The following is a 22,178-nucleotide window of genomic DNA, read 5'->3' on the forward strand; positions in this document are numbered from 1 at the left end:
CGGCGGCCCCCCCCCCCCGCCGCGCCCCGCCCCCCCCCCGCCCCCCCCCCCCGGGGGGGGCCCTCCCCCCCCCCCCCCCCCCCCCCCCCCCCCCCGCCCCGGGTACTCCTCCGGCCTCCTCGCACGCCCCGAATCCCTTGCGGATCCGGGGCGTTCGCGCATATCGGTCCCGGAGGGCCCCGGAGGGTCCGGGAGGGTGAACCTTCGAACGCGCTGCCGTGCCGAATCGTTTCGTCACGCCGTTCCGCTCCTACGCTGCCCGCGGATGCCGACCGGACCTGGCATCCGAGGAAACCCGAGGAACGGACTTCCCATGCGTCTTCGCACCACCGCCATCGCGCTCACGGGCGCCCTTGCGCTCGTCCTGCCGACCGCCGGCCTGTCGTACGCCAACGACCACGACGACCGCGAGCGCCTCGGAACCTTGTACTACCGGTACACGGACGACGACGGCGACCGCCGCCACGGGCAGATCCGCCCGGCGGACAACGACACCTGCTACCGGCTGACGCACACCACCGCGAACCGGCCGGCCTTCGAGGTGACGAACGAGACGGATTCCCTCGCGGTGGTCTACAGCAACCGCAGCTGCGGCGGGGTCCCGGAGGCGGAGCTGGAGCCGGGCGAGCGGCTGCGCGACACGGCCGTCGCCTCGGTGTACTTCAAGCCGGTCGACGAGGACCACCACCACGGCGGCCGCCACGACTGGCGCGACGAGGACGGCCGCGAGGGCCGCGACGACGGCCGCGACGACGGCCGCGGCGACGGCCGCGACGACTGGCGCGACGACGAGGACCGCAGCATCGGCGGGCGTGCCGCCGGAGCGGACGCCTCGACCCCCGCCATCCTCGACCGGATCTTCCGCTCCATCGGCTGATCCGCTCCCCCCGGCCGGTCCACGGCCGCCGAGCCGGAAGGGCCCGGCATCCCGCTCGGGGATGCCGGGCCCTTCTCGCGCCGTGTTCCTCAGCCGTCGGCAGGCCGGTCCGCGCCCGCCGCGAGCCAGTGCACCACGTCCGCGGCCGTGTAGGGCTCGGCGTTCGGGGCGAGCTCCGGGAGGAAGGACAGGTCCTTGCCGATCGTCACCAGCGGGGGCTCCACCCGGCCGTGCGGCCGCCGCTGGGCCAGCCCGATCGTGGCCAGCAGGCCGTTGCACAGGCACTGGCGGCCCTTGGTGTCGGAGGCCTCGCCGCCCTTGCGGACGTAGGCGGCCACCGGTTCGGCCGCGCACCGGTAGACCAGACCGCGCGGACCCCGTACGGGGGTGCGCAGGAACCCGAGGTCGCAGACCCGGCGCCGGGCTTCGGACACCTCCGGCTCGGAGACCGTCCCCGGCAGGTCCGCCACCTTGAACGGGAAGGAAGTCGGCGAGGCCTCGGGGTCGTTGCGGACCGAGAGGGTGCCGTTGTGGGCCCGCTCCAGCAGCTCCTCGCGCAGGTGGCGGGCCATGCCCGATTCCTCGCACAGGGCGAACGCGCTGCCGATCTGGACCCCGGCCGCGCCCCGGGCGAGCGCCTCGGCCACGGCCCCGGGGCCGGCCTGGCCGCCGGCGAGCCAGAACGGCAGCCCGAGCGCCGCCATCTTGGCGAGGTCGGGGCTGTCGCGCGGGCCGTAGACCGGCTCGCCGTCCTCGTCGAGCTTCATCGGCCCGCGGGGCGGGGCGCTGTGGCCGCCGGCCTGGCTGGTCTCGATCACGAAGCCGTCGGGGCGGGTGATCTCGTCCCGGGCCAGGTAGGCGGCCAGGACCGGGAGCGAGACGATGGCCAGCACGTGGGGGCGGCGCAGCGGGCCGGGCAGGTGCCCGGCGAGCAGGGCCGCGGGGTCGAAGAGGTGCTCCAGGGGCTCCTCGTCGCCTTCCACGTGGATCTTGCTCACGCAGCGTTCGTAGCGCGCCAGCCTTGAGGCGAGGGCCGGGATGTGACCGGGGACTCCCGCGCCCACGAGCACGTAGTCGACGCCTGCCAGGATCGCGCCGAACATCGCGGGGGCCGTGGCGAGCTGGATCTTCTCCAGGTAGTTGATGCCGATGACACCGTCATGTCCCTCCTTGGCGAGCCAGACCTCGGCGAAGTTGCCGAGGACGGTGAGGATCTCGGCCTGCGATCCGCCCGTCGCCCGCAGTCGCGGGGTGGTGCGCATCGCCGCGCCGTCCGCGAGGCCCTCCTCGCGGAAGTAGAGGTCGAGGGCGGACTGGGCGAGCTCCGGCAGAGGGAAGGCCGCCAGGGCCCGGCGGGCATGGCCGCCGGGGTCTCCGGTCTGCAGTACGCGGGCCAGTACGACGTCCAGGGCCGTACCGGATACCACGCCGAGCTGGCCCTCGCCGGAGACGGCCCTGGCCAGCCGCCAGCCGGAGACGCCGACGCCCATGCCGCCCTGGATCAGCCAGGGGTGCTGCACGGCGGGGGCGGTCGTGGGGGTCTGCGGCATGGGTCACGTCCTCGGAATCACCCGAACCTACGGTTCCGTAGGTTCGCTGAAATCCACTATGACCCGGGAGCCGCCCGCCGGATGGCGCCGAAGGTCCCGGCCCTCAGGGGCGCTGGACCCGGTCCGGCGGGGCTTATGGAACGGGGGGCCGCGGGGGCGGGGCGGGTGGGAGGAGGGAGTGGGGGATGGGAGTGGGGGATTGGAACAGGGCCGCCCGGGGAGGTCTTCTCCCGGGCGGCCCCGTGGTCTAGCGGTTCAGCTCTGGTTCACGGACGGCCCCGGTGGGGGTCAGAAGGTGAGCTTCCAGCTGTCGATCTTTCCGGTGTCGAGGTTCGCGTTGTCGTTGACCCGGAGCTTCCACACGCCCTGGGCGACCTCGGAGGAGGCGTTGACCGTGACGGACTTGATGATGTTGTCCGCGCTGCCACCGGTGCGGTTGTGCAGGTTGTACAGGGTGCCGTCGGGGGCGACGAGGTCGACCTTCAGGTCACCGATGTACGTGTGGAGGATGTTCACGTCCACCTTGAGCGTGCTCGGGGCGTTGCCCGTACGGTTCACGGTGAGCGGGGAGTCGACCGTCGCGTTGTCGGCGATGGCGTAGTCGGTCGTGTTCTCGAAGACCGTCTGCTGCGAGGTCCCGACGGTCCAGGCGAAGGACGCCGTACCGGTCTGGCTCGCGGAGTCCGTCACCGTGACCGTCGTGTTGTACGTACCGGCGGTGGAGGCGGTGCCGGTGATCAGACCGGTGGAGGAGTTGATCGACAGGCCGGTCGGCAGACCGGTCGCCGCGTAGCTCAGGGCACCGGCGTTGGTGCTGGTGGCCTGGATCTGGAGGCTGACGGCGCTGCCCGTGATGGTGTTCTGGCTACCGGGGTTGGTGACCGAGACGCCGGCGACGATGCGCGGGCCGACGTTGATGGCCGCCCAGGCGTTGGCCGCGTTGTTGTAGGTGGTCGAGCCCAGGCCGTAGAGGTCCGCGGCGGCCTTGAGCGTCTGGACGCGGGCGTCGGCGTAGTTGGTGGTCGACTTGAAGTAGCCGACCGTCAGCGCGCGGAACCAGATCTTCGAGGCGGCGTCGCGGCCGATCGCGGTGACCGGGAGCCCGTCGGAGGTCGGCGAGTCGTAGCTCACGCCGTTGACGACCTTGGCACCGGAGCCCTCGGAGGCCAGGTAGTACCAGTGGTTGGCCGGGCCCGAGGAGTAGTGGACGTCGATGGAGCCGATGCCCGAGTACCACGCGTCCTTGGACGAGCCGTCCTTGCTCGGCTTGTCCATGTAGCGCAGCGGGGTGCCGTTGCCGCGGATGTCGATCTTCTCGCCGACCAGGTAGTCGCCGACGTCCTGCGGGTTGTTGGCGTTGAACTCGACGGCCGCCGCCATGATGTCGGAGGTCGCCTCGTTCAGGCCGCCGGACTCGCCCGAGTAGGTCATGTTGCCCGTGACCGAGGTCAGACCGTGGGTCATCTCGTGCGCGGCCACGTCGATCGAGGTCAGCGGCTTGGTGTTGCCCGTGCCGTCGCCGTAGGTCATGCAGAAGCAGGAGTCGCTCCAGAACGCGTTGACGTACGCGTTGCCGTAGTGGACCCGGCTGTACGGGGCCACGCCGTCGTTGCGCAGGCCGTTGCGGCCGTGCACGTTCTTGTAGTAGTCCCACGTCAGCTGGGCGCCGTAGTGCGCGTCCGCGCCCGCGGTCTCCCGGCTGGAGGCGGCGCCGGTGCCCCAGATGTCGTCCGGGCCGGAGAAGAGGGTGCCCGTACCGCTGCCGGTGCCACCATTGAGGTCGTAGGTCTTGTGGCTGCCGCGCCCGGCGTCGGTCAGCGTGAAGTTGCTGCCCGAGGGGGAGGTGCCCAGGGTGACCTGACCGCTGTACATGGTGTTGCCGGTGCCGGTCTCGATGGCCTGCCACTGGCTGATCTTCGCGCCGGTCTTGGCGTTGGTGATCACGTGCAGTTCGCTCGGCGTGCCGTCGTGCTGGACTCCGCCGACGACCGTCTCGAAGGCGAGGACCGGGGTGCCGTTGGCGGCCCAGATCACCTTGCGGGCGCCCTTGGAGGCCTTGGCGTCCTTGGAGCCCGCCGACTTGGCGGAGGAGACCGCCGCGGCGTCGGCCGAGGCCGGGGTGACGGTGGCGGTGGTGTCCGCGACCTTGATGTCGGCGTTGGTGGCCTTGGTGACGCTCTTGGTGACCCCGCCCTTGGCGTGGACGGTCAGGTCACCGCCGAGCACCGGTATGCCGTTGTAGGTGCGCTCGTACGTGGTGTGCGTGGTGCCGTCCGCGTCCTTGACCACGTCGCGGACGATGAGCTTCTCCGTGCCGGCGAGGCCGAGGGCCTTGGCCGCCTGCACGGTGGTGGAGTTGGCCTCGGCCAGGAGCGTCGCACGCTCCGAAGCGCTGAGTGCGCGGTTCTCCGCGCCGGGGTTGACCTGGGCGACCGAAGAAGCCCGCGACGCGGTGGCGTCGGCGCTGGCGGATCCGGTCTGGATGCCTACGGCGAGGAGAGCGGCCGCGGCAACAAGCGCGCCGGCCGTGGTGGCACGCCGCTGGGGGGTGGGACTCAACGCAGACTCCTTCTGCAAGGGGGGTTCCGGATGGCTGGGTGGGCCTCCGGGCAGATCGGGCTGGTGCGAAGAACGGTCGAAGAGTGCCATCTGAGCGCTGTGATGTCAGGGCCGCGTCAAAAGGTTGGCCGGAAATCGTTCGTTGTCCGAAGAGACGTATCCGGTATGCGGAACATTCACTTTGGAATGAGAAAGAGGGGTCCCGTAGCCGGAACGAGGGCCACCGGCCGCTAACGCTTGGGCAACAAGACGCCCGGATCCCGGAAACGGCATTTACCGTACGGGTGTTTGTCGTACTGTTTCCCGGTGCGTCTGATGTCCACTGCCCGGGGAAGCCGCGGACTGGCGCAACCGTCATAGACCACGTGCCAGGGGGGCCCATGAGGCATGTCCATATACCTGTGCAAAGAGTGGCCGAAGCGGCCCGGGCGTCGGCCATGCCGACCCGGGGCCTCGGCGACAAAGCCCGTTGGTACCTGCCCGCCGCGGTCTCCGCGGACCTGATCGGCGCGGGAGTCCCCGTCGGCCTGGTCTTCGAGGCCGCCCAGCAGGCTCGGCCGCTCTACTGCGCCCTCGGCGCGGCCCTGGCCTGGACCGGCGTGCAGCTGATGCGCCGGCGCTATGCCGGCCGCGCGCTCGGGGAATCCCGGGGAGTTCTGCCGGTCGTACACGACTGGCTGATTCTGATCGGCGTACTCGCCGTGGCCCGCGTGATCACCGGGGAGAACACCCCCCGGCTGGCCGCCCTCGGCGCCCTCGTGCCCGCTCTGCTCGTCACCGTCGCCTGCCACAAGCTGACCTACCGCCACCTCTCCGCCGCCCGGCGCGAGGCCCAGGCCGTGAGCCGGGTGCTGGTCGTCGGCGAGCCCGACTCCGCCGAGTCCGTCATAGGGCACCTCGCCGCGCGCACCGACCACCCGTACGTCGTGGTCGGCGTGGTCCCGGTGGGCCCCGGCACGATGGACAACGGCGTGCCCGTGGCCGCACGGCTCGGCTCCGCGGCGGCGCAGTCCCCGGACGGGGACTCCACCGCCGTGCTCGGCGCCGTCGCCGCCCACCGCGCCGACCTGGTGCTCGTCGCACCGGGGGCCCGGCTCGCCGGGGAGCGGCTGCGCCGGATCTCCTGGGCCCTGCACGACGCCGGGCTCGAACTGGCGGTCTTCCCCGGCCTGGTGGAAGTTTCCGTCAAGCGGCTCGAAACCCTGTCCGCGGGCGGCCTGGCCATGCTGCGGGTGGCGCCGCCGGTGAGCCGGGGCGTGCAGCCGCTGCTGAAGTCGGTACTGGACCGGGCGGGCGCGGCGATCGGACTGGTCCTGCTGTCGCCGGCCTTCCTCGCGATGGTCCTGGCGATCCGCTTCGGCTCGCGCGGTCCCGCCTTCTACCGGCAGCGGCGCATCGGCCGCGACGGCGTCCCCTTCGTCATGTGGAAGTTCCGCACGATGGTCGTGGACGCCGACGCGCGCAAGGCCGAGCTGTCGGGGGCCAACGAGAACGACGGCCTGATGTTCAAGATGCGCCGCGACCCCCGGGTGACCCGCGTGGGCCGGCTGCTGCGCCGCACGTCCATGGACGAACTGCCCCAGCTGATCAACGTGGTGGCGGGCAACATGTCACTGGTCGGCCCGCGCCCGCCGCTGCCGGAGGAGGTGGCGGAGTACGACGAGGTCGAACTGCGCCGGCTCGCCGTGCGGCCCGGGATGACCGGGCTGTGGCAGATCAGCGGGCGGTCCGACCTCTCGTGGGACGAAACCATCCAGCTCGACCTGCAGTACGTGGACAACTGGTCGTTCACCAGTGACGTCGACGTGATGGGCCGCACGCTCCGCGCCGTCGTCGACGGTCGCGGAGCGTACTGAGGCACCGGGGGACCCGCGCCAGGGGTCAGCTCTGCCCGCGGGTCTGCCCGTGTCCGGGCGCGCCGCCCTGCTCGCGCCACCAGGCGTACGTGGCGGCGATGCCCTCGCGCAGCGGGACCGCGGGCTTCCACCCGAGGGCGCGCAGCCGGGTCACGTCCAGCAGCTTGCGCGGCGTGCCGTCGGGCTTGGAGGTGTCCCAGGCGAGCCTGCCGCGGAAGCCGGTCACCTCGGCGACGGTCTCCGCGAGGGTCCGGATGGTCAGGTCCTCCCCGCAGCCGATGTTCACCGGCTCGGCGCCGTCGTACTCGCGCAGCAGCACGGCGCAGGCCGCGGCCAGGTCGTCCACGTGCAGGAACTCCCGGCGGGGCGTCCCCGATCCCCACAGCGTGACCTCCTCGCGCCCCTCGGCCGCGGCCTCGTGGAAGCGGCGGATGAGGGCGGGCAGGACGTGCGAGGACTCCAGGTCGAAGTTGTCGCCCGGGCCGTAGAGGTTCGTGGGCATGGCGGAGATGTACGAGGCCCCGTACTGCTTGCGGTACGACTGGACCTGGACGATGCCGGCGATCTTCGCGAGGGCGTACGCCTCGTTCGTCGGCTCCAGCGGGCCGGTCAGCAGGGCGTCCTCGCTGATGGGCTGCGGGGCCAGCTTGGGGTAGATGCAGGAGGAGCCGAGGAACAGCAGCCGGCCGACCTCCGCGGCGTGCGCCCCGGCGACGACGCTCAGCTGGATCTTGAGGTTGTCCTCGAGGAACTGCACCGGGAACGTGCTGTTGGCCATGATCCCGCCGACCTTGGCGGCGGCCAGGACGACGGCGTCGGGCCGGACGTCCCGCAGGTACGCCGCGGTCGCGGCGGCATCGCGCAGATCGAGGTCGGCGCGGCCGCGGGTGAGCACCTCGTACCCGTCGGCGGTGAGCCGGCGGACGACCGCGGACCCCACGAGGCCGCGGTGGCCGGCGACGAAGACGCGGGCGCTCGGGGGCAGGAACGGCGAACTTGTCATACCGCCGATGATGCCAGTCCGCTGGCCGCGGTCTTACGGGGGAGCCCCGCCCCCGACCCGAAGCCGAACGCCCCGGGGTCCCACCCCGTGCCCGCTCCCGGGCCCCGCCCTGGGTCGCACCCCGTGCCCGGTCCTGGGCCCCGCCCCGTGCCCGCTCCCGGGCCCCGCCCGGGGTCGCACCCCGTGCCCGGTCCCGGGCCTCGCCCCGTGCCCGGTCCCGGGCCACGCCCCGGGGCCAACCAAGGGTCCCGCCCCGAGCCGCGTTCGGGACTGTCTCCTTCGGGGACCTGTCCGGGCCCCGGCCCGGACAGCCCTTCCGGGGCCGGGTCGCCCTCCGGGGCCCGGCGCGGAAGGCTTGGTGGGCAGGCCGATTTCGGGTGGCGCGGGCCAGTCCGGTACATACCGACCCGCAAGGGGGCGAGGGGGCCCGATCCGGCGGGAGCGGCTTCGGGCGGAACGTGTACGGTACCCATCCGGTACCGTCTCCAGCCCCCTGGCGGCGGACCGCGCAGCATCCCGGGCCCGGCCCCACTCCGCATCCGGCGGCCGGCCCGAAACACCGGGGGCGCGGCCCCGGACCCGCACTCCGGTGCCGGGTTCCGACCCGCACTCCGGGCCGGGTCCCGATCCGGCGCCGCACCCGGTGCCAAGCACCGACCCGCACCCGGTGCCCGGCACCGACCCGCACGACGAGGCGTGACCCCGAGCCACACACGGGGCCGCGTCCCGAGCCACACCCGGGGCTCCGCCCCGAACCGAACAGCTCCGGCCCGTACCCCGGGGCGCAGCCACGACCGCACCGCAACGATCCCCAGGGGGACCCAATGGGCAAGACCGCGCTGATCACCGGCGTCACCGGGCAGGACGGCTCGTACCTCGCAGAGCTCCTGCTCTCCAAGGGCTACACGGTGCACGGGCTCGTGCGGCGGTCCTCCAGCTTCAACACGGAGCGGATCGACCACATCTACCAGGACCCGCAGACGGCGAACCGTTCCTTCGTGCTGCATCACGCCGACCTCTCCGACGGCGTCGCCCTGGTGAACCTGCTCCGCGAGATACGCCCCGACGAGGTCTACAACCTCGGCGCCCAGTCGCACGTCCGCGTCTCCTTCGACGCCCCGCTCTACACCGGCGACGTGACCGGCCTCGGCGCCCTGCGCCTGCTGGAGGCGATCCGGGCCAGCGGCGTGGACACCCGCATCTACCAGGCCTCCTCCTCGGAGATGTTCGGCGCCACCCCGCCCCCGCAGAACGAGGCCACCCCGTTCCACCCGCGCAGCCCGTACGGCGCCGCGAAGGTGTTCGCGTACTGGACGACGGTGAACTACCGCGAGGCCTACGGGATGTTCGCCGTCAACGGCATCCTCTTCAACCACGAGTCCCCGCGCCGCGGCGAGACCTTCGTGACCCGCAAGATCACCCGCGCGGTCGCCCGGATCAAGGCGGGCCTCCAGGAGAAGCTCTACCTCGGCAACCTCGACGCCGTTCGTGACTGGGGCTACGCCCCGGAGTACGTGGACGCCATGTGGCGGATGCTCCAGCAGGACGAGCCCACCGACTACGTCGTGGCCACCGGCGTCGCCGCCACCGTCCGCGAGTTCGTCGAGGCCTCCTTCACGCACGCCGGTCTCGACTGGAACGAGCACGTGCGCTACGACCCCAAGTACGAGCGCCCCAGCGAGGTCGACGCCCTGATCGGCGACGCCTCCAAGGCCCATGACCTGCTCGGCTGGAAGCCGACGGTCCTGGTGGCCGAACTGGCCAGGATCATGGTGGATGCCGATATCCGGCAGGTCGAGGACCAACTGGCGGGCGCCGGCGTCCGTATCGACCGCTGAGGCCATATATTTCGCCTACGATTTGCCCTGCCCCGGTCGTTCGCGCAGCTGTCGGCGGGCTCGGCCGGGTCAAATCTGCCGTATGTCCGAAGTGCTCCATCCGTGCCGGACTCTTTGATTCCAAGTTGGTAGCAATGGGTCGGGCGTGGTGACCGGGCCCTCGCGCAAGCCCTAGTCTGCGCCAGTACATATGGCTGTTCTGATACTTGCCGAACCAGCCATCAAGCCGGGCGATTGCCCTGGGGGGCTCATGCGTAGATCCAGAGGGCTGACTGCTGCCCTCGCCCTGTCACTGGCCGGCGCCGGCACCGCGATAGGCCTGGTGCTGATACCCGAGGCGTCGGCCATCACGCAGCCGGTGGCCTTCACCGCCGACAACCTGCCGACGTGGCAGCCCAACGGGATCGTCTGGGCGATGGCCGAGGCCAACGGCACCGTCTTCGCGGGCGGTACCTTCTCCTCCGTCCGTCCGCCCACCGGCACCGCCGGCAGCGAGCAGGAAGCCGTGAACTTCGTCGCGCTCGACGCGGCGACCGGTGCCCCCACCTCCTGCAAGCTGTCCTTCACCGTCGGCGAGGGCAGCGCGACCGTGCGCGCGCTCACCGTGTCGAAGGACAAGAAGACCCTGTACGCGGGCGGCTACTTCGGTGCCGTCAACGGAACCCCGGTCTCCAGCGTCGCCGCCATCGACATCGCGACCTGTGCCCCCAAGGCCTCGTTCGTCCCGAAGTTCCCGTCCACGGTGCGCGCGCTCGCCGCCACCGACGGCACCCTGTACGCGGCAGGAGACTTCACCACCGTCGAGGGTGCGGCCCGCGAGCGGTTCGCCGCGGTCGACGCCACCTCCGGTGCGCTCAAGCCCTTCGTCGCCAACGTCGACGAGCCCGGCCGCGCGCTCCAGCTCAGCAACGACGGCAAGAGCATCCTGCTGGGCGGTGACTTCTTCACCGTCAACGGCGCCCAGAGCCACGCGCTCGCCGTCGTGAACGCCACCACCGGCGCCGTCGCCAAGACGTACGGCACCATCCCCTCGACGTCGGTCATCAAGTCCATCACTGCCGACGCCACGGGCTACTACACCGGCGCCGAGGGCACCGGCGGCTTCGACGGCCGCGTCGCCCTCGCCACCGACTTCAGCGAGAAGTGGCGCGACCAGTGCCTGGGCGCCACCCAGGCCGTGCTGCCGTACGACGGAGTCCTCTACAGCTCCTCGCACGCGCACAACTGCAGCTCCGAGGGCCAGTACCCCGACGGCAAGCGCCACTTCCTGCTGGCGCAGCTGACCGACTGGGGCAACGGCGGCCTCGACGCCCCCGCAGCCGTGAACGGTTTCGTGCGCAGCCCGGCGAAGCTCGGCTGGCACCCCACCGCCAACGACGGCCTCGGCGAGGGCATCGGCCCGCGCGTGATGGCCGTCGCGGAGAAGAACGCCACCAAGTACATGTGGGTCGGCGGTGAGTTCACGCTCATCAACGGCAAGGAGCAGCAGGCCCTGACCCGCTTCGCCTCCACCGGCGACGTCGGCGCCCCGACCACCCCGGTCTCCAGCGTCTCCAGCGTCAAGCCCGGCGAGGTCCAGGTCCGCTGGCGCACCAGCTACGACGCGGACGACGAGAAGCTGACCTACCGCATCTACCGCAACGGCTCCGCGACCCCGATCGCCACCGTCAGCGCGAACTCCCTGGAGTGGCTGCGCAAGCAGGCCTCCTGGACGGACACCACGGTCAAGGCCGGCGCGTCCTACAGCTACCGGGTCTCCGCCACCGACGGCGCGGGCAACACCAGCGCCCTGTCGGCCACCACCTCGGTCGCGGTCCCGACCGCGGTCCTCGCGTACCCCAACCAGGTCCGCGAGGACGGCGCCTACCTGTACTGGCGCTACGACGACGTCGTCAGCCCGTACGTGGCCGACTCCTCGGTCTCCGGCAACACCAGCGGCATCCAGCTCAACGCTCCGGCGCTGCGCCAGACCCCGGGTGCGATCAGCGGTGCCAGCACGGCCATGGGCTTCAACGGCACCAGCCAGCAGGTGTACAGCGCCCACCGCCAGACGGTCGGCAGCAGCTACACGCTGGAGACCTGGTTCAAGACGAACACCACCCGCGGCGGCAAGCTGATCGGTTTCGGTGACAACCAGGACCGCACCAGCAAGCAGTACGACAAGAACATCTACATGACCAACACCGGCCGGATCTTCTTCGGAGTCAACCCGGGCTCGACGAAGACCCTCTCCACCGGCCTGTTCGACACGTTCAACGACAACAAGTGGCACCACGTCGCCGTGACCCAGGGTCCCTCCGGGATGACGCTGTACGTGGACGGCAAGGCCAAGGACTCCCTCAACGTCACCGGTTCCCAGGCGATCGAGGGCTACTGGCACGTCGGAGGCGACAACCTCGCGGGCTGGGCTTCCCGGCCGACCAGCAACTTCTTCGCCGGCCAGATCGACGAGACGGCCGTCTACCCGAAGGTGCTGACCGAGGCCCAGGTCAAGAACCACTTCAACCTGGCCAAGGCCGCCACCGACACGGTCTCCAAGGTCACCGCGACCGAGGACACCTACATCAACCAGGGTGCCCCCAGCACCGCCTACGGCGCGTCCACCTCGCTGGCCGTCCGCGGCACCTCGGCCTACGAGACGTACCTGCGCTTCGACATCCCGGCCGCTCCGGCCGGCATGGTGCTGAAGTCCGCGTCCCTCCAGGTCAAGACCACCACGGCGGCGAGTGCCGGCACCGTCGACACCGTCTCCGTGGTCCCGGTCACCGGTACCTGGAGCGGTGCGGGTACGACCTTCAAGAGCAAGCCCACCCTGGGCACCACCCCGCTCGGCTCCTTCGCGGGCGTGCCGGACGGTTCCGCGGTCCAGAGCACGCCGCTGGACACGGCCGCGCTCTCCGCGGTGCTGGGCAGCAGCTACAGCCTGGGCCTGACGAGCACGGGCACCGACCCGCTGTGGATCTGGTCCGCGGAGTCCACGGCCGTGGACGCCAAGCCGCAGCTGACCCTCACCTTCGGCGCGAAGTAACCGCTTGACGGAGTGCGGGGCCCGGCCGTTTCGACGGCCGGGCCCCGCACACCCATCTCATACGTACGGGAGCCACCTGATGTACCGACGCTCCGCAGCGGCTGCTGTCCTGCTGGCCGCCGCCCTGACGCTGACCGCCTGCAGCTCGGGCGGCGACGGCAAGGCCGAAGCCTCGGCCGCTTCGCCCAAGCCGCCGGCCGCCTCGTCGGCCCCCGACCCGGCCGACGCCACGGCCACCCCGGTGCCGCCCCCGGCGGGCGCGAAGCCGACGGGTCCCGTCCTGCCGGACACCAAGCTCGTCCCGAAGACGGGCAGCTTCACCGCGCCGCAGAAGCAGTACCTGAGCGGCAGGGTCCCGGAGAAGATGGACCCGGCGGCCGTCCTGCAGAGCGGCGAGGAGGCCTGCCAGCGGATCGAGCGCACGGCGAAGCGGGACAAGGACGCGGCGGTCGGCGCCCTCGTGGCCGGGGAGATCCCGGGTGCGAAGGATGCGATCACCTTCCTGTGTCCGGAGCAGAAGCCGCTCCTCGCCGCGGCGGCGAAGGGCTTCCCGGACGGTACGAAGGCGTCCCCGGCGGCTGGCACCTACCGCGCGCTGACCCAGAGCACGACGTGCACCTGGGAGGCCAAGGGCAAGGACGGCACCCCCCTGGCCTCGAGCCCGGCGACCCCGCCGAAGCCGGGCGACAAGATCACCGCCAAGATCCCGGCGGGCACGGCCCAGTTCGTCTCGAACGGCTGCTACGCCTGGATCCCGGCGTAGCCCGACCGCTACGGCGACCGCGAACGCCCCCGCAGCCCGGACCCGGGCCGTGGGGGCGTTTCCGTTCCCGCATCGGGGGCATCCGAGCCTTCACACGGCGGGGCCGTACCCCGTCCACGAAGCTGGAGGCGAATCCGATGAGGGGCATCAGCGGTTGCATAGGCCTGATCGTGGTGGGGGCCATCCTCACCTTCGCGAGTGACTGGCAGCTGCAGAGCGTCGACCTCGACCTGGTTGGCGTGATCATGATGGTGGCCGGCGCCCTGGGCCTCGCGGTCTACGCGAACGTCGCCAAGCGCCGCCGCACCGGCGCCCTCCCGGTCGTCGACGAAACCCGCCGCGGGCTCTGAGCCCGACGCCGGGGCCGCGGCGCACCTCACCTGCGCCGGAGGGCACCCTCGTACACGGGCAGCAGCGTGTCCAGGACGGCGTCCATGGAGAAGGACTCGGCGGCGAGCTTGCGGGCCGCGCCGGAGGCCGCCGCGTTCTCGGCCGGGTCCAGGAGGGACAGGACCGCCTCCGCGACGCCCGCCGGGCCGGGGTCGACCGCTCGGCCCGCGCCCGCGCGGGCGATGTCGCGGGCCAGGCCGTTGGAGTGGGTGACCACCGACGGGACGCCCACCGCCAGGGCTTCCAGGACCGACATCGGGAACGGTTCGTCCACCGAGGGGAGTACGTAGACGTGGGCGCGGCGGAGCTCCGTGAGGACCTCCGCGCCGGACAGGGCGCCCGGGACGGTGAAGCGGGAAGAGAGGCCGAGGGCGTGCACGCGGGCGCGGACCGCGGCGAGTTCGCCCTCGTCCGGGCCGGCCACCACGAACTCCGCGTCCGGGTGCGCCGCCAGGACGGCCGGCGCGGCGTCCACGAAGTCCACCGGGCGTTTGCGGGCCTGCAGGCGGGCCGAGTAGAGGATGCGCGCGGGCCCGGACAGGGCGGGGCGCTCCTCCTGGGCCGGGGTGCCGTTGACGAGCCGGACGGTGTTCGGCAGCGGCGTCCCCACCACCGCGTCGAGGCCCTCCCGCTCGTGCGGGGTGAGGTACAGCAGCGCGTCGGCCCCGCGCAGCAGGCGGCGTACCGCCAGCGCGTCCAGCACCTTGGCCAGCAGTTTCCCGCTCGGGTCGACCATGCCGTGGGTTTGCAGGACCAGCGGTGTGCCGGCCCGCAGCGCCGCCAGGGCGACGGGCAGGGTGACCAGGTCCCGCGCCAGGTGGACGTGGACCAGGTCCGCGCCCCGCACGAGGCGGCCCGCGGACGCGAGCAGGGCCGGCGAGGTCATCCCGCTGAAGCCGAGGGGGAGCAGGCGCCGGGCCGGGAACAGCTTCGCCGGGACCCCTTCCACCGCGGTCGGCCAGGGATCCGGGAACCCCTCGCCCAGCGCCAGCAGGTTCGCCTCGTGCCCGCGGGCCCGCAGCCCCTTGGCCAGGTTCAGCGCGACCCGCACCGGCCCGCCGAAGGCGTGCGTGGGGGAGTGCAGGGTGACGGCGTGCAGGACTCTCATTTGGGCTCCTCGACCGGGCGGCGGTGCCCGTCCTGGGTCTGCAGGGTCAGCGCGGGAAGGTCCTTGTGGACCACGGCCCCCGCGCCCGCCACCGCGCACCGGCCGATGGTCACGCCGGCCAGCACGGTGGCCCGTACGGCCACCCACGCGCCGTCCTCGACGGTGATCGGGGCGTTGCGGTAGCGGAAGTCGGCGGCCCGGTGGTCGTGGGAGCCGGTGCACAGCAGCGCCTCCTGCGAGACGCAGGCGTGCGCGCCGATCGTCACCGGCTCCAGGTTCAGCACCCAGGCACCCTCGCCGATCCACGCGTGGTCGCCCACGGTCAGCTTCCACGGCCACAGCACCCGCACCCTGTGGCGGATCAGCACCCCTTCGCCGATCCGCGCCCCGAAGGCGCGCAGCAGCGCGACCCGTAGCCGGGCGGGACACAGCCAGCTCATGAAGAGCGTGTTCATCACGGCGAACCAGAGCGCCTGCGTCAGCCGCCCGCGCCCCTTGTCGTATCCGGCCAGCGTGAAGGCAGGAAGATCACGCACGGGCACCCCCTCGTACCGCGGCCCCGGACGGCGCCTTCGAAGGCGCCTCCCCGGGCGCCGAGCGCTCAGACTAGACTGCGCCGGATCAGGCACAGGGGGTGGGGGCAAGCGTGGCGACCGACATACGTGAGACCGCCGCCAGGCCGGCGCCACCGCGCCCCGGTGAAGACAAGAGCTGGGGCCGGGTCACCACCCCGCGGACCCTGCTCTCCCGGGCGCTCTCCGTCCCGCTGGCCCTCGGATTCACCGTCTTCCTGCCCCTGTTCGTCGCCGTCCAGCCCGGCGGGGGCAAGCACGACGCCGCCTTCTGGCTCCAGCTGCTGCTCACCATGTACGCGGGCGCCCGGCTCTCGGCGATGGTCCTGACCAGCCGCCGCAAGCTGCTGCAGGGCTCCTTCTGGCTCTTCGTCTACATGGCCATGGGCGTGGCCCCCCTCGCCCAGGCCGTCCTCGGCCAGGTCCCGACCCCCGTCGTCGGCCCGCGCTCCGACCTCACGGCCGCCATCGGCCTGGTCCTGCTCGGCTGCGCCGCCTTCGACGTGGGCGTGCTGCTGGCCCGGCACCGGCCGGCCGGCCGTGCGGGCGGTTCGCAGAAGGAGCCGCGCCCGGTCATGGCGCACCGCCGGCGCCTCCACCTGCTGACCGGCGTGGCGTTCCTGGGCAGCGCGGCCCTGATCGTGAAGCTCGGCGGCCCGGCGGTGTTCTTCTCCAGCCGCCAGGAGATCATCGCGGGCATCGAGGAAGCGGGCGTCTCCCAGGACGGCCAGGCGGGGCAGGCGCTGCTGCGCGGCTTCGGCACGGTCCCCGCGCTGCTGGCCCTGCTGCTGTACACGCGCTGGCTGATCACCTCGAAGTTCGCCCGCCGCAAGGTGTCGATCATCGTCACCTGGTCGGCGCTCATGGTCCTCAACCTGATCGTCAACAACCCGATCTCGAACCCGCGCTACTGGTTCCTCACGGTCATGTTCGCGATGCTCTTCACCGTCTTCCCGGTGAGCGCCGCGATGTACCGGGTGGCGCTGTCCATGGCCGTGGTGATCGCCCTGCTCATCTTCCCGTTCGCGGACCGATTCCGCTACGACGAGAAGAACTACAAGCCCGTCGAGACGACCTCGTTCCTGGAGCCGATGGCGCTCAAGGACTACGACCAGATCGGCATGTTCGCGAACACCATCACCTTCTCGGAGTCCGGTCCCGGGCACTCCTACGGGCGCCAGCTCGCGGGATCCGTCTTCTTCGCGGTGCCGCGCTCGGTGTGGCCGGGCAAGCCGCGCGACACCGGCGTGATGGTCGGCCAGTGGATGGGCACGGTCAACACCAACCTCTCCTCCCCGATCTGGGCCGAGCTGTGGATCGACTTCGGGCCGCTGGGCATGGGCGCGGGGCTCCTGGGGATGGGGTACGCCTCCGCCCGCGTCGACCGGCGCTACGCGAAGCGGGCCCGGCGCAGCTCGCCGCCGGGCAGCCTGATCTCCACGGTGGTCCCGCTCGTCGCCGGGTACTCCTTCATCCTGCTGCGCGGGCCGCTGCTCCAGGCCTCGGGCCGGATCGCCATCGCGGGGATCTGCCTCGCGCTCGTGGCCACGTACCGGCAGGACAGGGCCACGACCCTGCGCTGACCAGGAGACGACGCCTTCTCGTAGCTGCTCCACAAGTGCACTCGCTCAACTTGTGCACCGGATAAGTACCGCCGCTACAGTGGTCCCATGACCGAGACCGTGGGGCGCCGCGAGCGCAAGAAGGCCCAGACCCGCAAGGCCCTGGCGGATGCCGCGCTGCGCCTGTTCCTGGAGCGCGGGTACGACAAGGTCGGCGTCCGCGACGTGGCGGAGGAGGCCGACGTCTCGGTGACCACCCTGTTCAAGCACTTTCCGAGCAAGGAAGCCCTGGTCTTCGACGAGGACGAGGACATCGAGGCCGCGCTCGTCTCGGCCGTACGGGACCGTGCGCCCGGGCAGTCGGTCCTGCACGCCCTGCGCGAGCACTTCGTGGAGACCCGGGCGACCCGCCGGATCGACGACCCGGCGGTGATCGCCCACATCACGCTGGTCCGCGAGACGCCGGAACTGGTGGAGTACTGGGACCGCATGTGGCGGCGCCACGAGTTCGCGCTCGCCGCCGCCATCGCGGCCGAGGCCGGAGCCCCCGAGGGCGACCTGAAGTCCGCGGCGCTGGCCCGGTTCGTGATGGACACCGCGAGCCTGATCCGCGGCCAGGAGGACCAGCGGCAGGCCATGCGGGACCTGTTCGACCTGATCGAAGCGGGCTTCGGCGACACCCCGGCCTGACCGGGACCCTGGTCCGACCGGCACCCGGCCTGACCGAGAGCCCTGCCTGACCGGGATCCCTGCCTCAGGCCGCCCGGACCTCGTCGGAGGGGGTGGCCGCGGCCGCTTCGGGGGCCGGCAGCCGGGCCACGCGCAGCCAGCCCGCCGCGGCCTTCGAGGCGGAGCCGAGGGCCAGCCCCCAGGCGGCCCCGGCCACGCCCCAGACGGCGTACCCGCCCAGCAGCAGCCCGACCGACAGCAGCGAGAAGACCACCTGGAGCGAGAGGGTGGCCTTCGGGTTCAGCACGCGCAGGGTGAGCAGCGCACAGGTGCCGAGCCCCATGACGGCGTACTGCGCGCCCGTCGCGGGCAGCAGCGCGGCCGCCGCCCGCCAGGTGTCGCCGAGCAGTTCGCGGCCGACCCGCTCCGGCAGCGCGTACAGCACGGCTCCCCAGGCGGCGCCGGTCACCGCGAGCGCGCCGCCCATCAGGGCGGTGAGCCGGACCACGCCCCGCTTCCCGGAGGCCCGGCGGACGACCGGCGGCCCGAAGGCGTTCGCGGAGTTGAACAGCACGTTCAGCGGCCCGAAGAGGGTGGTGGCACCGCGCAGCGCGCCGACGGCCAGCGGGGTCGCGAAGACGCCGAGCCCCAGAACGGCGAGCTGGCTGGAGCCGTTGCCCACGGCGAACTCGACCACGAACCGCTGTCCCAGGTACCCGCGCCGCAGGTACGGCCGCAGGTCGATCGCGCCGACCGCGCCACCCCGCACCGAGAGCCGCAGCAGCCACAGGCCCAGCGCGAGCGCGGGCAGTGCGGAGACCCCCCACACCAGCACCAGCCGCCCCGCCGGGGCGCCCTCGGGCTGGAGGAGCAGCGCGGGCACCACGCAGGCGAGACGCAGCGCGTCGGCGGCCAGGGCCCGGCCGGGAGCCCGCAGGGCGGAGAAGCAGTAGCGCAGCCCGTCCTGCAGCAGCACCAGGGGCAGTACGAGTCCCAGCGCGAGGAACGCCGAGCCGGTGGCCCCGGGCAGCAGCAGGCCCAGGAGGGCCAGGACGGCTCCCACCGCCGCCGAGGCGGCCCCGGTGAAGGCCAGGCCCGAGCGGCAGGCCGTGGCGAGGCGGGCGGTGCCGGGGTCGTCCTTCTCCAGCACCAGGGTCTGGCCGACGTAGGCCATGTTCAGGCCGAGCAGCACGGTGAAGGTCACGTAGACCATCGAGAAGTCGGCGAAGCCGGCCGTTGAGGAGAGCCGGGCGGCCAGCACCAGGACCAGGATGTTCGTGGCGCTGGACGCGGCCTGGTCCAGTACCGAGGCGACCGCCGCGAGGCCGCGGCGGCTCACCGCCGGCCCGTGCGGACCGTACGCAGGGCGACCGTGTCGGTGCCGTCGCCCGGGATGTGCTGCGAGGCGTCGGCGGCGGCCACCTCGTACGGGATCGGCTGCGGCTCCCGCGAGCGGGGCGAGGGTCCGGAAGGGGGCGCGGGCCGGGGGTCCTCTGCGGCGGGGCCGCCGCCCCGGGGGCTCCTGCCGAGGCCGCGCTTCTTCTCGCCCGGCAGCGGCGCGTGCAGGACGGCGCCGAGCACCGTGCCGCCGGCCCCGCTGATCAGCTCGCGGATGCGGGAGAGGTCGGTGCGGCGCACCGCGCCGGGGTTGCAGACCACCAGGACCCCGTCGACGCGGTCGACGAGCGCGAGGGCGTCGGCGTACGAGAGCACGGGCGGGGCGAGCACCACGACGGTGGAGTTGGGGGAGTCGGCCTCGGAGATCAGCCGGGTGGCCCGCTGCGAGGTGAGGGCGCGGGGCACGTTGCGGACCCGCTCGCCCGGGATCAGGTCGAAGCTGCCCGACTCCCCGGCGTCCACCAGGAGCTGGCGGCCGTCGGGCCACTCGGTGTCCGCGGGCTGCGCGCCCGCGCCCTTGGACTTGCTCCAGTTGGGCCGGCCGGAGGCGTCGGTGGGCAGCTGGCTGGCCAGCACCGGGGTGCGCAGGTCGGCCTCGATGAGGAGCACGTCCTTGCCGGTCTCCGCGAAGGAGGCGGCCAGGTTCACCGCCACGGCGGCGGCGATCTCGCTGCTGCCGCGCGGGGCGACCACGAGGAGGCGGCGCCGGTCCGCGAAGCGGGCGTCGTAGGCGAGCCGGAAGGCCACCGAGCGGAACTCCTCCGCCAGCCGCGGGTCTTCCTCGCCCGCCGCGAGCAGCGGCCCGCCGTCGGCCTTGCCCCGCGGCAGGGAGCCCAGTACGGGCGCGCGCAGGGCCCGGGCGACATCGCCCTCGGAGCGCGGAGCCGGGTCGAAGACGAGGCGCACCCAGGCGCCGAGCAGGCCGAGGGCCAGGCCCACGGCCGCGCCGAGCGCGAGCGACATGGGCAGGCCGGGGCCGTCGGCCCCGTGCGGCGGGACGGCGGTGCTGGTGACCCGGCCCGGGGTCATGTCCAGGGCCTTGAGCTTGGCGATGTTGCCGTTGAGCGTGTTGATCTTGCTCTGCTGGTCGGTCTTGGCGGCGTACGCGGCGTCCCGCGCCGGACCGGCCGGCATGCCGGTGGTCTGCTTGGTCAGCTCTTCGAGCTGCTTGGCCACCGGATCGCGCTGCTCCTGATAGCCCTTGACCATCTTGTCGCGGGTGACGTCGAGGGCCTCCTGCCGCTTGAGCAGGTAGGCCTCGGTCATCGCGTTGGCGCGCTTGGCGGCCTCGGCGGGGGAGGCCGCGGTGTAGGTGAAGCGCAGCACCATCGTCTGCGGGGGGTTGGTCACCTGCAGACCGGCGCGCAGGGCCGCGAAGTCGGTGGCCGAGACCCCGAGCTTCTTCGCGGCCTCGTTGGCTATGGAGCTGGAGAGCGCGACCTGGCGCTCCGAGCCGATGTTGATCGCCTTGTCGGGGGCGAGGCTCGGGTTGAACGGGTCGTCGGTGGGTGCACGCAGCACGATGTCGGCGGTGGCCACGTAGGTGTCCGCCGTGGAGACGCCGAGGTAGACCCCGCCGAGCAGGCCGATGCCCACGCCCACGCCGATGAGCCGGCGGTAGCGCAGGAGCTGGCGGAACTGGTCCCGGAGCAGGTCCGGTTCGTCCTCGGCCGGAGCCGCTGCCGGGCGGTTGGTCTCGATCACGGCCGGGGACCCCCAAGTGCTTCGTCCATCAGTGCGTCGATGCGGGCCAGGCCCGCCTCACGGCTCAGGTGCGCCGCGACGTGGCGCGGTCCTGCCGCCCCCAGCGCGTCCGCGCCCGCGGGGTCCTCGGCCAGCGCCCGTACGGCCTTCAGCAGGGCCTCCGGGTTCTCCGGCGGTACGAGCACCCCGGCGCCCGAACGTTCCACTTCCTGGGCGGTCCCGCCCAGCGCGGCGACGGAGGCCACGACGGGACGGCCGGCCTGGAAGTACGAGGTCAGCTTGGACGGCACGCTCATGTCCATCACGGCGGCGTGCTGCGTGACCGCGAGCACGTCCGCCGCGGCGAGGATATCCGGGAACTCGCCGTCGGCGGCGGGCGGGATGATGTCGAGATTGGGAACATCGGCCGCCAGGTCGGCGAGGGCGGAGCGCTGGCTGCCGTCGCCCATCAGGACGAAGCGGACGCTCGGGTCCAGCCGGGCGGCCCCGACGAGGACCTCCAGTCCCTGCTTGAGCCCCATGTTCCCGGAGTGCAGGACGACGGTCTGGTCGGGGGCCCAGCCGAGGTGGTGGCGGGTCCGGCCGCGCGGCTTGGTGGGCAACGCCACATGGGACCAGTTGGGGACGAGCCGGATCCGCTTGGGGTCCACGCCCATGCCGACGACCCGGTCGACGAATGTCTCGTGGATCACACCGACGAGGGCGGCCCGCTTCAGGGCGTGGGCCTCGGCCCGTCCGGCGAACGCCGCCGCCTTGTCCCCGCCGCTGATCCCGCTCTGCGCGGCGGCGGCGCCCATCAGGTCCTGGACGACCGGAACGAAGGGGACCTTCCAGCGCGCCGCGAGGCGCGCGGCCAGCAGGCCGCCGGCCAGGCTCGGCATCTGGGCCAGGACCGCGTCCGGCTTCGGCATCCGGGGCGGGGCCGCGGAGCCGTGCAGCAGAATCGATCCTTCAAAAAGGGCCCGGCGCAGGGCGGTCTGGCGCGGGGGCACGGTGTGCGCACGCCGGTGCACGGTCACGCCCGCGCGCTGTTCCGTGCGCCGTAGCGCCCCCTTGTACTCCGGCTCGACCGACCAGGCCGGGTAGTGGGGCATGCCCGCCAGGACGTGGGTGTCGTGACCGAGACGTGCCCAGTGCTCCGCGATCTGGGTGGCGTACGGGCCGATGCCCGTGTGCTCGGGGGCGTAATTCGTGGAAACCAGCAGTAGGCGTCGCTGACCGGATTTCGACACTCGACGTCCCCCTCTCACCTGGATGATGCGCACGTCACCCTATTCGTTCACCGGCACCAGGGGGAACGT

At 72.5% G+C, this 22,178-nt stretch carries 16 protein-coding genes; 8 read left to right on the plus strand and 8 right to left on the minus strand.

Going from position 1 to position 22,178, the window contains the following annotated elements:
* Positions 1-313 precede the first annotated feature (313 nt).
* Positions 314-877 (plus strand): hypothetical protein, encoded by a 564-nt coding sequence (locus tag ACFYM0_RS30960; protein ID WP_388507041.1) that lies wholly within the window; start codon positions 314-316, stop codon positions 875-877.
* A gap of 89 nt (positions 878-966) precedes the next feature.
* Here the strand turns inward: ACFYM0_RS30960 and ACFYM0_RS30965 are convergent, their stop codons facing one another.
* Positions 967-2,427 carry a nitronate monooxygenase gene (locus ACFYM0_RS30965; protein WP_388507043.1) on the minus strand — a complete coding sequence of 487 codons (1,461 nt, stop codon included), beginning with the start codon at positions 2,425-2,427 and terminating at the stop codon, positions 967-969.
* Positions 2,428-2,715: 288 nt separating this feature from the next.
* Positions 2,716-4,986, minus strand: coding sequence for a M4 family metallopeptidase (locus tag ACFYM0_RS30970; RefSeq protein ID WP_388507045.1), 2,271 nt, complete (start codon positions 4,984-4,986; stop codon positions 2,716-2,718).
* A gap of 380 nt (positions 4,987-5,366) precedes the next feature.
* Here ACFYM0_RS30970 and ACFYM0_RS30975 point away from each other — a divergent pair, with 380 nt between their 5' ends.
* Positions 5,367-6,842, plus strand: a complete 1,476-nt coding sequence (locus ACFYM0_RS30975) for a sugar transferase (protein ID WP_388507047.1) — start codon at positions 5,367-5,369, stop codon at positions 6,840-6,842.
* 25 nt (positions 6,843-6,867) lie between these two features.
* Here ACFYM0_RS30975 and ACFYM0_RS30980 read toward each other — a convergent pair whose 3' ends face one another.
* Positions 6,868-7,845 (minus strand): GDP-L-fucose synthase family protein, encoded by a 978-nt coding sequence (locus tag ACFYM0_RS30980; protein WP_388507049.1) that lies wholly within the window; start codon positions 7,843-7,845, stop codon positions 6,868-6,870.
* Between the two features lie 824 nt (positions 7,846-8,669).
* Here ACFYM0_RS30980 and gmd point away from each other — a divergent pair.
* The 4 genes from gmd to ACFYM0_RS31000 all read left to right on the plus strand — a co-directional run bounded on the left by gmd (position 8,670) and on the right by ACFYM0_RS31000 (position 13,824).
* Positions 8,670-9,683 (plus strand): GDP-mannose 4,6-dehydratase, encoded by a 1,014-nt coding sequence (gmd, locus tag ACFYM0_RS30985; protein WP_388507051.1) that lies wholly within the window; start codon positions 8,670-8,672, stop codon positions 9,681-9,683.
* A gap of 250 nt (positions 9,684-9,933) precedes the next feature.
* A complete protein-coding gene (locus ACFYM0_RS30990) occupies positions 9,934-12,711 on the plus strand; it encodes a LamG-like jellyroll fold domain-containing protein (protein WP_388507053.1) in 2,778 nt (925 codons plus the stop codon).
* 79 nt (positions 12,712-12,790) lie between these two features.
* Positions 12,791-13,474 carry a hypothetical protein gene (locus ACFYM0_RS30995; protein WP_388507055.1) on the plus strand — a complete coding sequence of 228 codons (684 nt, stop codon included), beginning with the start codon at positions 12,791-12,793 and terminating at the stop codon, positions 13,472-13,474.
* Between the two features lie 137 nt (positions 13,475-13,611).
* Positions 13,612-13,824 (plus strand): hypothetical protein, encoded by a 213-nt coding sequence (locus tag ACFYM0_RS31000; RefSeq protein WP_388507056.1) that lies wholly within the window; start codon positions 13,612-13,614, stop codon positions 13,822-13,824.
* A gap of 26 nt (positions 13,825-13,850) precedes the next feature.
* Here ACFYM0_RS31000 and ACFYM0_RS31005 read toward each other — a convergent pair whose 3' ends face one another.
* Entirely contained in the window at positions 13,851-14,972 is a 1,122-nt protein-coding gene (locus ACFYM0_RS31005) for a glycosyltransferase (protein ID WP_388507058.1), read from the minus strand.
* Positions 14,969-15,508 carry a WcaF family extracellular polysaccharide biosynthesis acetyltransferase gene (locus tag ACFYM0_RS31010; protein ID WP_388507060.1) on the minus strand — a complete coding sequence of 180 codons (540 nt, stop codon included), beginning with the start codon at positions 15,506-15,508 and terminating at the stop codon, positions 14,969-14,971. Before ACFYM0_RS31010 ends, ACFYM0_RS31005 begins: the two co-directional genes overlap by 4 nt.
* Before the next feature lie 110 nt (positions 15,509-15,618).
* Between ACFYM0_RS31010 and ACFYM0_RS31015 the strand changes: the two genes are divergently transcribed.
* Together ACFYM0_RS31015 and ACFYM0_RS31020 are read left to right on the plus strand one after the other, a co-directional pair.
* Positions 15,619-17,127 carry a hypothetical protein gene (locus ACFYM0_RS31015; RefSeq protein ID WP_388507062.1) on the plus strand — a complete coding sequence of 503 codons (1,509 nt, stop codon included), beginning with the start codon at positions 15,619-15,621 and terminating at the stop codon, positions 17,125-17,127.
* A gap of 87 nt (positions 17,128-17,214) precedes the next feature.
* Complete coding sequence (locus ACFYM0_RS31020) at positions 17,215-17,796, plus strand: TetR/AcrR family transcriptional regulator (protein WP_388507064.1); 582 nt, start codon at positions 17,215-17,217, stop codon at positions 17,794-17,796.
* A gap of 64 nt (positions 17,797-17,860) precedes the next feature.
* Here ACFYM0_RS31020 and ACFYM0_RS31025 read toward each other — a convergent pair whose 3' ends face one another.
* The 3 genes from ACFYM0_RS31025 to ACFYM0_RS31035 are packed head-to-tail and all read right to left on the minus strand — an operon-like array spanning position 17,861 to position 22,079.
* Positions 17,861-19,114 carry a hypothetical protein gene (locus tag ACFYM0_RS31025; RefSeq protein WP_388507066.1) on the minus strand — a complete coding sequence of 418 codons (1,254 nt, stop codon included), beginning with the start codon at positions 19,112-19,114 and terminating at the stop codon, positions 17,861-17,863.
* Complete coding sequence (locus ACFYM0_RS31030) at positions 19,111-20,877, minus strand: lipopolysaccharide biosynthesis protein (protein WP_388507068.1); 1,767 nt, start codon at positions 20,875-20,877, stop codon at positions 19,111-19,113. The genes ACFYM0_RS31025 and ACFYM0_RS31030 overlap by 4 nt, the downstream gene beginning before the upstream one ends.
* Entirely contained in the window at positions 20,874-22,079 is a 1,206-nt protein-coding gene (locus ACFYM0_RS31035) for a glycosyltransferase (RefSeq protein ID WP_388507128.1), read from the minus strand. The genes ACFYM0_RS31030 and ACFYM0_RS31035 overlap by 4 nt, the downstream gene beginning before the upstream one ends.
* Between the last annotated feature and the right edge of the window lie 99 nt (positions 22,080-22,178).

The sequence above is a fragment of the Streptomyces sp. NPDC006487 genome, assembly GCF_042870555.1.
Lineage (GTDB): Bacteria > Actinomycetota > Actinomycetes > Streptomycetales > Streptomycetaceae > Streptomyces.

Excerpts from the sequence above, each read along its gene's own strand:
- ACFYM0_RS30960 (WP_388507041.1), top strand. The coding sequence starts at position 314 with ATGCGTCTTCGCACCACCGCCATCGCGCTCACGGGCGCCCTTGCGCTC.
- ACFYM0_RS30965 (WP_388507043.1), bottom strand. The coding sequence starts at position 2,427 with ATGCCGCAGACCCCCACGACCGCCCCCGCCGTGCAGCACCCCTGGCTG.
- ACFYM0_RS30975 (WP_388507047.1), top strand. The coding sequence starts at position 5,367 with ATGAGGCATGTCCATATACCTGTGCAAAGAGTGGCCGAAGCGGCCCGG.
- ACFYM0_RS30980 (WP_388507049.1), bottom strand. The coding sequence starts at position 7,845 with ATGACAAGTTCGCCGTTCCTGCCCCCGAGCGCCCGCGTCTTCGTCGCC.
- gmd (WP_388507051.1), top strand. The coding sequence starts at position 8,670 with ATGGGCAAGACCGCGCTGATCACCGGCGTCACCGGGCAGGACGGCTCG.
- ACFYM0_RS30990 (WP_388507053.1), top strand. The coding sequence starts at position 9,934 with ATGCGTAGATCCAGAGGGCTGACTGCTGCCCTCGCCCTGTCACTGGCC.
- ACFYM0_RS30995 (WP_388507055.1), top strand. The coding sequence starts at position 12,791 with ATGTACCGACGCTCCGCAGCGGCTGCTGTCCTGCTGGCCGCCGCCCTG.
- ACFYM0_RS31000 (WP_388507056.1), top strand. The coding sequence starts at position 13,612 with ATGAGGGGCATCAGCGGTTGCATAGGCCTGATCGTGGTGGGGGCCATC.
- ACFYM0_RS31005 (WP_388507058.1), bottom strand. The coding sequence starts at position 14,972 with ATGAGAGTCCTGCACGCCGTCACCCTGCACTCCCCCACGCACGCCTTC.
- ACFYM0_RS31020 (WP_388507064.1), top strand. The coding sequence starts at position 17,215 with ATGACCGAGACCGTGGGGCGCCGCGAGCGCAAGAAGGCCCAGACCCGC.